Annotated in this window: 14 protein-coding genes; all 14 read right to left on the bottom strand. The window is 37.6% G+C overall.

Annotated elements, in window-relative coordinates:
* The coding region (locus tag IJF99_RS08245; RefSeq protein WP_292794107.1) for a hydrogenase iron-sulfur subunit at positions 1-134 on the bottom strand (134 nt) is incomplete at its 3' end.
* A 308-nt stretch (positions 135-442) separates the two neighbouring features.
* Positions 443-1,693, bottom strand: a complete 1,251-nt coding sequence (locus IJF99_RS08240) for a SufD family Fe-S cluster assembly protein (protein WP_292794105.1) — start codon at positions 1,691-1,693, stop codon at positions 443-445.
* A complete protein-coding gene (locus IJF99_RS08235; protein ID WP_292794103.1) occupies positions 1,662-2,417 on the bottom strand; it encodes an ABC transporter ATP-binding protein in 756 nt (251 codons plus the stop codon). The genes IJF99_RS08240 and IJF99_RS08235 overlap by 32 nt, the downstream gene beginning before the upstream one ends.
* A gap of 139 nt (positions 2,418-2,556) precedes the next feature.
* On the bottom strand, positions 2,557-2,826 hold the full coding sequence (locus IJF99_RS08230; RefSeq protein WP_116592369.1) for a PRC-barrel domain-containing protein: 270 nt from the start codon (positions 2,824-2,826) through the stop codon (positions 2,557-2,559).
* Positions 2,827-2,880: 54 nt separating this feature from the next.
* Positions 2,881-3,489, bottom strand: coding sequence for an NTP transferase domain-containing protein (locus tag IJF99_RS08225; protein WP_292794098.1), 609 nt, complete (start codon positions 3,487-3,489; stop codon positions 2,881-2,883).
* 16 nt (positions 3,490-3,505) lie between these two features.
* Positions 3,506-4,975 carry a methanogenesis marker 14 protein gene (locus IJF99_RS08220; protein ID WP_292794095.1) on the bottom strand — a complete coding sequence of 490 codons (1,470 nt, stop codon included), beginning with the start codon at positions 4,973-4,975 and terminating at the stop codon, positions 3,506-3,508.
* A gap of 160 nt (positions 4,976-5,135) precedes the next feature.
* Positions 5,136-6,068 carry a tetrahydromethanopterin S-methyltransferase subunit H gene (gene mtrH, locus IJF99_RS08215; RefSeq protein ID WP_292794092.1) on the bottom strand — a complete coding sequence of 311 codons (933 nt, stop codon included), beginning with the start codon at positions 6,066-6,068 and terminating at the stop codon, positions 5,136-5,138.
* Between the two features lie 13 nt (positions 6,069-6,081).
* Positions 6,082-6,318, bottom strand: a complete 237-nt coding sequence (gene mtrG, locus IJF99_RS08210; protein WP_292794089.1) for a tetrahydromethanopterin S-methyltransferase subunit MtrG — start codon at positions 6,316-6,318, stop codon at positions 6,082-6,084.
* Between the two features lie 12 nt (positions 6,319-6,330).
* Positions 6,331-6,537 (bottom strand): tetrahydromethanopterin S-methyltransferase subunit F, encoded by a 207-nt coding sequence (locus tag IJF99_RS08205; protein WP_292794086.1) that lies wholly within the window; start codon positions 6,535-6,537, stop codon positions 6,331-6,333.
* A 12-nt stretch (positions 6,538-6,549) separates the two neighbouring features.
* A complete protein-coding gene (gene mtrA / locus IJF99_RS08200; protein WP_292794083.1) occupies positions 6,550-7,266 on the bottom strand; it encodes a tetrahydromethanopterin S-methyltransferase subunit A in 717 nt (238 codons plus the stop codon).
* The gene (locus IJF99_RS08195) at positions 7,267-7,596 is read right to left on the bottom strand and encodes a tetrahydromethanopterin S-methyltransferase subunit B (RefSeq protein ID WP_292794080.1); all 330 of its coding nucleotides are present in this window, start codon (positions 7,594-7,596) and stop codon (positions 7,267-7,269) included.
* Between the two features lie 17 nt (positions 7,597-7,613).
* Positions 7,614-8,429 (bottom strand): tetrahydromethanopterin S-methyltransferase subunit MtrC, encoded by an 816-nt coding sequence (gene mtrC / locus IJF99_RS08190; RefSeq protein ID WP_292794077.1) that lies wholly within the window; start codon positions 8,427-8,429, stop codon positions 7,614-7,616.
* A 1-nt stretch (position 8,430) separates the two neighbouring features.
* Positions 8,431-9,132, bottom strand: a complete 702-nt coding sequence (gene mtrD, locus IJF99_RS08185) for a tetrahydromethanopterin S-methyltransferase subunit D (RefSeq protein ID WP_292794075.1) — start codon at positions 9,130-9,132, stop codon at positions 8,431-8,433.
* A gap of 12 nt (positions 9,133-9,144) precedes the next feature.
* Positions 9,145-10,101 (bottom strand): tetrahydromethanopterin S-methyltransferase subunit E, encoded by a 957-nt coding sequence (gene mtrE / locus IJF99_RS08180; RefSeq protein WP_292794072.1) that lies wholly within the window; start codon positions 10,099-10,101, stop codon positions 9,145-9,147.
* Between the last annotated feature and the right edge of the window lie 428 nt (positions 10,102-10,529).

The raw sequence follows: 10,529 nt of genomic DNA, 5'->3' as shown, positions 1-10,529 counted from the left end.
ATTCTTCCAGAACACATTACACGAATAACTCTAATATTCGGTGGGTATTGCATACGTGCAGTACCAGCTGTGTCTGCTCCTCCATAGGAACACCAGTTGCAACAAAACATTACAATTTTTACATCATCAGCCATAGAGTTTCTCCTCCTCTATAAATATTTTTCAGTTTTTAGAAAAACTTGTGTCTTTCAAAAACCCAATTTTAAATTTTTTAAAAAATTTTAAAATCTTCTTTCAAGGAATGCATGTTTAGGCATACCTTAAAACACAATTTTATGTACGTAATGAGCTAGCTCAGCATTACATTATGTACTGATTAATATATATTATAAATAATTAATATAAAGGTTACTTAGAAAATAAAGCCAAAAAGTTTATATACTATGAAACAGAGCTTGATAAAAAAAAGAAAATAAGGTAAAAAAAGGAAAAATAAAGGGAATTACATTCCCTCAACACTCATATCAATCATTCTTTGGGTTTGCTCCGCCAAATCATCAGGAAGGCCAGTAATATCCATGTTCAGGAATCCTCTAACAATCATGGATTCGGCATCTTCTTCAGCAATACCTCTTGAAGTTAAGTAATTAATCTCTTCTTCAGATATTTTACCCACTGCTGCTTCGTGAGACATTTCTAAGTTTGCAGAACTTGCTTCAAGCTCAGGAACAGCATAAATAAAACTGTCATCGGACAATACCAATCCATGACATTCAAGATGTCCTTTTACTTCAGGAACAGTTCCTGCTAAATGGCCTCTTGCATAGATTTGAGATTCATCCTGAGCCACTGCCCTAGAGATGACTTCACCTCTGGCGCCTTTGGCATTCAAGAAGACTCTTGATCCAACATCGATAATTGAATCTTTTTTACCTCCCTGAATACTTTGGAAAATAGCTCTGGAATTTTCACCATCACAATAGGCGGTTGGGAATGATTGAATGGTACTTACAGGACTGGTTAAGATATAATTGTTGATATATGTGGAATTATCCATTAATTTAACACCAGTTCTTGGACGCACTTCCACCTGCTCAGCCCAATTGTGAACCATCGTAAAGGTAATTTTGGAACCGGGTTTGAGATACATTTCAGATACACCAACGTGCATTGCAGAACCCACATCGTCACCGGTAGCGCAACCTGTAATCAAATGCAGTTCAGAATTCTCTTCGGCAATAATTACATTGTGAGCGGTTTGCATAATGTCCTCATCACTGATGAACATGCATGCCTGAACCGGCATCACTTCTTTTGTTCCAGGAAGAGACCTTACAAAATAACCGCTTAAGACACCATTTTCCTGTTCGTTTAAAGCGGTTTTTGCAGTATATTTATCTGCATCAGGTTTTACCACATTCCAAAGATAATCCTCCAGCCAACTGTACTTGTCCATTGCAACTGCCATATTCATGACTTCAATTGAATCTGACATTGAGTTATTTGTGAAAATATTACTCTGATCAACTTGTAAGAATGACCCTGACCTGTTCCTTTCCTCGGTATCTACGCCGACCTGTAGAAGATCCCTTTTGGTTTGCTTATCCAAGTCATTCAAATCATCTATCATGTCCAAAGCATTGACTGTTTCGTCGGTGAAATTTTCAATAGTAATATCAGCACCTAATGCTGCTTTCTTATCCTTTGCCCTTTCAGCATCACTATAAACATTGCGCACACTCAACACATCCATTAAAACCGTTTTTCCTAATATCTTCTAAAATTTCAGTAGGGTTTCCAGAACAAGAAATCACCCCGTCAATCAGCACGTGCGCCTTATCCGCACTGACAAAGTTTAAGATATAACCTAAGTGAGTAATCAAAAGACCACTTCTTTTTCTAGAACCTTGCGGTTTATCCTTATCCAATAATGTGCCGATTTCGGAAGCAAGTAACTCTACATTTTCAATATCCACACCGGAATCGGGTTCATCGAACATTGTGAAATCCGGCATTTGAGCCAATAGCTGTAAAATTTCGGAACGTTTTACTTCTCCCCCTGAAAAGCCATAATTAACATCTCTATCTAAAAATTCGTCACTGAACTTAAGTTGTTTAGCCAACTCCTGCATTCTAGGATTTAATTCTTCATCCATATCCTGGTGAGATTCGATTTTAAGCAAATCCCTTACGGAAACCCCTCTGATTGAAGGCGGGGATTGGAAACTTACACCAAGACCTAATTGGACTCTTTCAGCTGTAGTTAAGCCAGTGATATCTTGACCTTTAAATTTAATAGAACCTTGAACTACCTTATATTGCGGGAATCCTAAAATAGTTAAAAACAAAGTACTTTTTCCAGCACCGTTAGGTCCTAAAAGAACATGAGTCTCTCCTTCAGCAATTGAAAGATTAACATCTTTTAAAACTCTTTTTTCGGCTACCTCAACAGCCAAATTTTCTATTTCAAGCAACATATAATCACCTTTATGAATAAATATGAATTTGTTTTATACTATTATAACTTTAATCTATAAGATATAAATATTTAACATCGAATATCCTAATCAAAGTTATAACAAAAATAAAGTAAATAAAAAAAGAGTATAACTGAAATTATTCAGTTACAATAATAAATTCGCCAACTTTTTCAACTTTAGCAAAAGGAACTAACAATAAGTCACCATTCCTTTTAGCGCCTTTAACATGAATATTACGGTCACTTTCTATCCTGATGGCGATATCAACAATTTTACCAGTTTTTTCGTTAATAATCAATTCGTCCAATACCCCAAGGATACGTGCGTTGTTGGTAGCTACTTGATAGTTTTTAATTTCACTCCATAATTTTTCTTCTCTTTTAGGAAGTTGTTGTTTATTTTCCATTAAATCACCTGATAAAAATAATTTTACTTATATAATTATTTAATTTCATTATATTTAAATATAATATTTATGATATAACTTTTCTGCAATTTCACTGTCCGGAATTGTATTAATATTCAATGCCAATTCGACTTTTTTAATCACTAACTGATTTTCATCCTGAATAATATTTTCACTTCTTAGAATGTTCAGTCCAGAGGGAACGCATCCGTTAAACTCATAGGAATATTCCAAGCCCAAGCTTTCATATACCTCAACAGGAACAATGACCGAAAGGGCATCCTTATCTGATTTCAAATAATAATCGATGACATAATCAATAGTTTCAGTGGAAATGAAAGGCAAATCAGCATTGATGAAAAGCAATGTGTCCTTTTTAGATTTCCTTTCAAAATAATCGAGAATATAAGATAAATCTTTTAAATAATCATCACCCGAGGTGTCCAGGATTTTTAAATCCTCATTTAGAGATTCCAGATATTCTGTTGTTTTTCGGGTGTTTGGACTGACCGCTACAACGGTTTCATCAATGAATCTAGACCCTTTTAAGTTGTCAAGCACATATCTAATTAGGGGTTTATCATGTAATCTGAAAAGAGGTTTTTCTTCGGGAACCTTAAGCCTGGTTCCCATACCCCCCGCCATCAGAATTGCATAGATCATGACAAACCACAATTGTTTAAGCGAATTTGCCGCCGGCCATTTTCATACGGTCTTTAAGAATGCACCTTCCACCTTGTTTACCCCCAATAGGAACTTTAGGTGTTCCCATTGAGTTCATACAACGTGCCATGATTGCAGAACCTAAAGCAAGACCATCTTCAACAAAAACAACGTTTTCGAATTTATCTTGAACAGCCTCCAAAATAAGCTCAGGCTTACGTCCGGTTATGCCTGCCCTTCCTGTAATACCTAAGGCGGAACCCGGAACTATGACATTTTCCTCAAATGCAACATCCAATACCCTTTTTACAATATTTGTACTTACATAATCCAAAGTTGAAAGTAAAGTTGGAAGGCCATCGGCATCATAGAACTGTGCACCCAATTCCATTAACTCATCAAGCTTGTCACCATTGAAACCCACATCACAACCGATTAAAGTGGTGCCCGCCTTTTCAGCAGCTTCCGGATTGACCGGAACAGTACCGAATCTATCAACATCCATAGGGACCTTAGTGATGTTAACCAATTTATGGGCTTCCAATGCATTTGCCTCGGCTTTCTTGTGATCAGCCTTTTTCATGGCTTTATCTGAGTATAAATCCAAAGCCGCACCATTCTTCTTATCGATTTTACCTGAACCTCTGGCTAAAGAGTCGCTTACAACACCTGCAAGACCTAAAAAGTTACCTACAGTATTTGCATAAGGTTCATTATCATTTACAATACGGCCAGCTAAAGTAGAACCGAAATCCAGGGAAACACAAGGGTTTCTGTAATCCACATCAGTCCATTTGGCACCTAACTTGATTCCTGCAGTAACAAGTTCCCCTTCCATCTCGTTTGCAACAGTTTCCTTACCTTGAGGAGGAACTACACTTACGACAGCCCCATCAAACATGATATTTTCCAAAAGGGAATGTCTTTGCAATCTTTCCGGAAGTTGGGAAATGGTCATTGCCGGAGACATTTTCCTTGGAGGAATGTCCGCTTCAAGACAGCCGTCAGCAAGAGCAATGATCAATTGACCCGCTTCTTCAGCAGTCGCAAAACCTGCGGTTACACCAGTAGACCTTACAACAAAATCCAAGTCTTCATCCTTATCGACCTGGCATTTCTTAAGGGATTGCAGAACAGTGTCTCTGATTAATTCTGTTACAGATTCCTTGGAAAGTTCAATACCCCATACAGTTTTACCGAAAACCTCTTCATTAGGTTTAGGTGGGCGTATATCACGGGTCATTTTAACAGTCTTGTTCAATAAATAGGATTCACTTGTGTTCAAATTGGTAGCCATTACAATGGATTTTGTAGTGGTGTTACCCAATTCAACAGAAGCAGTTACATAAAAAGTGTCCGGCTTTTGAACAGCACCTGGACTTGCAGGACCCGCCCTTTGAGCTCTTAAACTTGCTAAATTACCAGTTTTAGAATGAGCGATGATAGGTTTAGGACCTCTATTAAAAATTTTACTTAAAAAAGACATTATCTAACCTCTCAAAATATAAAGTTAAATAATACTATCTTTTTATAATAATATAAATTTTATTAAAATATTTTAAAAAAAATCAGTTGAAAATTAGTTGATAAAAAAAATAAAAAATTAGATTAGATGAAATGAATCATCTAATCGGGACCCCTTATATCTATAATAAGTTGTTGATTGGGTGTTCTTCAATAGGTTCGGTACCGATATCTTTTGCTGCTTCAGCAATCATGATATCTGCCATACCACATGCTGGGAATGCGAGTCTTGCGTTTTCGATAGGTCCGAAAAGAACAAAGTCCCCACCAGCCATTTGTTGAACGATGTTTGAACCGATATCACAAACAGGCCATGCTTCTTTGTGTTCTTTTTTGTATGCTCTTAACCAGTCCCATGCGGAAGGTACGTTGTGAATACCAGATCCTACTGGGTATCCCCATTTAGCTTTTACTGCGTAAGAAGTTCTTACAGCAGGTCCTGCACCTTGACCTAATGGAGTTACAGCTACGTCCATCCATGGTTTGGTAATTCCACATTCGTCAGCCATTTCAAGAATACCTTGGTCGATTACAGCTCCACCAGTTTCCCAGATTTCGATTTTTCCTTCTACACCAGGAGTCATTGGGTTGAATCCTAAGAGAATGGATGCGTCGATGTCTGAGTTTTTAACTGCTTCGATTTCTGCAGGTTCTGCAGCCATACTTATAGAGTTGTAAACAGCCCTTTCAGCTAAACCTACTTCTTGAACATATTCTACACCTGCAATTTTTGCAGCAGCTGCAGTTGAGTCAATAAGGAAAGGTTTGTCACATACATCTCCTACAAATTCTAAGTATTTAACCATAGCATCTGCAGTAGCACCGAAAGTTTGTACAACACAAGGGTTTCCGGTTACATCAGACATTTCTTCCATTGTTTTAATTAATCCATCAGCAGCGTCTTTATCAAAGTCCCCTGCTTTTTCATCACTAATAATTTTGTGTCCGCCGTAAAAGATTGTTCCTGCTAAAACGGTAGGGTATTCACCAGGTTGACCACCCATTTTAACTCCAGCAATATCAACGACGAGTTGTTCTTTATCAAATCTAAACATAAGTATAAACCTCCTATAATAAGGTTGCTAACATTGAAGCTACACCGAATTTTATAGCTACAACTAAAATAATCAATCCAATTATAATACCATACAAAATACCAACATCTCTACCAGTTTGTTGGCCTAAACGTTGATAATATTCCCCAACAGTGAAGTCAACTTTTTCTTCTGCTTCATCTAATTTAGCAACAATTTGGTTGAAATCATCTGAGGAAACCATTACTTGAGGTACTGATTCTTCACTCATAATAACACCCCTTTAGAATCCCATTGCTTTTGCAATAAAAGGAATAATTACGATCAAAAGTAAAGCAATACATGCACCAAAAGCAAATCCTTTGAATCTGGTTGCAAGTAAACCTGCAAATAGTTTACCTTCTCTTGCAAGGAGTTTTGAACTGTATTCAGCATCTTCTGCTGCAGTTTTCATCCCATTTATATTTGGTTTATTTGAAATTTGTACCATAATTATACCTCCTTAGAACATCAAGAATAAAAATCCGATGATTAAAGTGAAAGCTAAACCGATCATTATACCTTGGACTTTACCGGCATAATTACCAGCCATATTTCTTTGGACAGCACCTACCATATCGATTTTAGTGTTTATATCCCTAATTCTTGCTTCGATAAGGCCAGTTTCAGCAGAAACAACTTTCATTGCTTCTCCTTCATCTTCTTCTCCGTCATCTTCGTCCACAGAAATAACCATAGCTTCTTCTTCAAAAGCACCTGGGTCTTTTTCTACGCATTCATTGATTTTTGATTGAATTGTTCCGATATCTTCTGTATCGATTAAGTCAACAATCTCTAATTGTTGTTGGAATCTTTCAATACCATCGAGAGGAACATTCTCTACGAAAGGAATAGCACCAGTAGCACCGATAATTTTCTTTTTATCTGGGTCAGCACCATTATCATATAATGCTTGGATACTTTGACCAGTAATGTGGCCTTGTACTTCAGCACCAGCTAATATCAAGAAACGAATATTAGGGTTTGAAATAATGTTTGCTACAACTTTTTCTATTCCTAAGTTTTCTGTTTTACATGGACCTGCAATAGCTGCTCCAGATAATTCAGCTTCAATGTGAGAAGCTAAAGTAGTAACTGCAACAGGGCTTTCAGGATCACCTACAATGTAATCCCCACTAATAACCGGCCAGCCATCTGCAGGAGCTTTTTTATCAGCCATCTATAATACCCCCATCGCTTGTAAGATTGGTAATGCAGCAAATATGATGAATGATGCCAATAAGAAACCATATACCATGTTGGTTAATAATCCTGCGGTAACATATGAACCTTCCCTTCCAGGGTAAGAACCTGCAGGACTTGTGTATGGGTCTAATGAAGCCATTAATTCATCAGCAGCCAATTCGACTTTTGCTACTTGTTCGTTTACTTCGTCCATAGATAGGAGCACAATTCCTCCACCTAAAGATGAACCGATAACGCCACTTGAAGGGTCTAATGCGAAATTCATTTCAGGTATAACTTGTATCATAGGTAACATTTGAGCCATATTTAATTCCTCCTAATCTATTGTTCTACTTTAGGCCATAATCCAGCCCATTTGGTTGATGCTGCATCATTAATTGAAGCTAATACGAATGCTCTGAATGAAATAACCCAACCGATTAAACCAACGATGAATACAACAAACCAACCGAGTCCGCCAGTAGTGACAGATAAAAGACCAACAATTGTCATTGATAAGAATGCAGTGGATGCTGCACATTTTAATGTTCTTACTTGGTCTTCGTTTGGTCCTAAACATGCGTTGAATGGGTGCTGAATAGCCATAGTACACATAATAAATAATAATGCAATAAATCCGGTTGCAACAACATTTTCATAAATTACCATCATGTCATAACTGCCTGCAATAGCAACAGCAAATCCTAAAATGGATAACATAGCTGCACCTGCGATTTCAACAGTACATTGAAGCATAATAGGGATTTTCATACCTACAATTTTAGTTGCAACAATAGCAATTACTGCTCCGATAATAACAGCAATGACAAAACCGGCGATAGGTCCTAAAATTGGCATGTTTAAAATGGTTGCTAAACTGAGACCCGCTAATGCGGAAATTACACCTACGGAAAGGGACATGTAACCGATAGATGGTACACCAGTACCTAAACCGTAACTTGCTACTCTACGAATAGCATCTGCTCCCCATACGATAGCTAATACCGCACCGATAGCAGCGATAACTGGGCCAACTACATCTCCTAAAAATCCGGATAAATAAATACAAAGTAATCCGCCAACGATACCTACAGCCAATAACATGGTTGAGCTTACTGCACCTGCAGCTGCACCGTCAGCACTTCCACCAGCAGACATCTTAGATACCTCCAGTTAAAATAATACAAAATATTCCGACAACAATAGATGCGATAGCACATGCAAGAGCTCCAGTTCCAATTCTTTTGAATTTTGGATCGTGCATACCTTCAATGGTACCACCAATGTTATATGAAGCAATTACAGAGTTAATAAAGAACACACCTACACCTAAAATAGCAGCTAAACCAATACTTACAGCAGGGTCGGATACAAAAGTACTGTCTTGTACAGCATTGTAAATTCCGAAGTAGACTAATCCACCACCGAAACCACCAAGAAGTCCTCCAATAAGACCACTTACAAATGAGGTTACTGGTACACCGTGACCTTCGGTACCAGGAGTTTTGTAAGCTTCTTGGTTACGTTTGGTAATCCAGTCTACAGGCACTTTTGATGCTGCTGGTACAATACCTACACCGAAGATGTAGATTAAGTTTGCAATGAGCATAGTGATACCCATCATAATCATAGCACCAATTGCACCACCTATACCTACTATATAAAATGGTTCACCTGTCATGGTTGCAGCAGTAATGAGTCCTGTTAAACCTGCACCAGCAGCTAGCATAGCAGTACCGGTACCTACACCAGTAGCGGTTGCCATAGCTGCAGGAGCTCCTCCTACAGGAATAAAGTGCACACCTGCACCAATCATAATACCGCCTATAGCGATGAATAAAATTAAAGTAATTGGATCCATACTTGAACCTCCTTATTCTTCCCCTTCTGCTGCTTCAGCAGGAGCTTTTTCAGCTTCTTCAATTATTTCTCCAGCAGGTTCAGCATTTAAAGCATCTTCATCGTAAGGTCCATATTGGTTTCTAGCAAATACTTCTAATCTGTCATCTAAGATGATTAATAATATAATAATTATAATACCAACAATGATACCTCCGTATACTCCGAACACAACTGTGTTCCAGAAACTGAAGAATACAACGAGACCGAAACAGAAACCGGTTAATGGTCCACCGAATTTAGCACAGAAGTTTACAACATCCATTGAGTTTTTAGCACCTAATGGAGCTTTAGTAACAATATCCCCTTGAATAGCTACAGGAGTTCCTCCACCAAATTCGAATTTTTGATACTCACTTTCTGCACCATAGTGAACGTCCCCAGTTGAAGAACCGATAGCACCGAGAGCAATACCCCAAAGCATTGCTAAGAGTGGTAATGGGAATACGTGTAATGGGGTTCCATTCAATGGAATGGTCATTAAGTAAGAAATTCCGACAATACAAAAACTAGTTATAAATCCGTGACCTACGATAGGTCCTAAAGATTGAGTCAATACATCCATAAATAATGGTTGTTCAAATTGAGATTGTCCAACAATCCTTCCCATGTGGGATGTAACAGTATAAATAGCGTGAACAAAAGCAGCGACACAAGCACCCATTGCAATAGCAACGACAGGGAATATGCCTAAAGACATTACTAAGTATGCAATAGCACCAGCAACACCACACCAAACACCATAAGCGACTGGTTCACCAGAAGTCGCCTTGTTTATCATACGGTGTAAATGTCCCATTTGTGGAGCGAGTTGAACTTGGGAGTTAGGGTTACTTTGAGAACCGATATCAGATTCTAAGTCCTCTGCAGCCCCTCCGATGGTCGCAACTGCACCCATTAATGCAACTACACCTAATGTTACAGGGTCCATAATTTTTTTCCTCCATATTTTTTATTAAATTGATCATTTAATAAACATGAATTTGATTTTTGTTCCATACAAAAATCATAGTAATATATTAGTTTCAAATGAACTTGATTATGTTTCAATTTCAAGTCGGGAATTTATGAAAATCTAACTAAATATTACTTATTATTAATTATATTAACACTAACAATATAAATGTTTTGGATTTTTTCAAGTAAACTTGATTTTTATAAAGTGGTGGATAGGTGAGTAATCACCTATCACCGTGTTTATCTATCTATTTTGCTGGAGTAATAGCAGTTCTTTCACCAGCAGGTTCGAATTCTCTTAATGCACCTTTAGCAAATTCTTCACGTACTTTACTGAAGTCAAATACTAAGTTTTTGTCAGCAAATGCGATTTTTACTAATGGGTTGAAAGCCCAAGCGTCT

The organism is Methanobrevibacter sp. (assembly GCF_017406825.1).
Lineage (GTDB): Archaea > Methanobacteriota > Methanobacteria > Methanobacteriales > Methanobacteriaceae > Methanocatella.
This window is presented reverse-complemented; position numbering and strand designations above follow the sequence as displayed.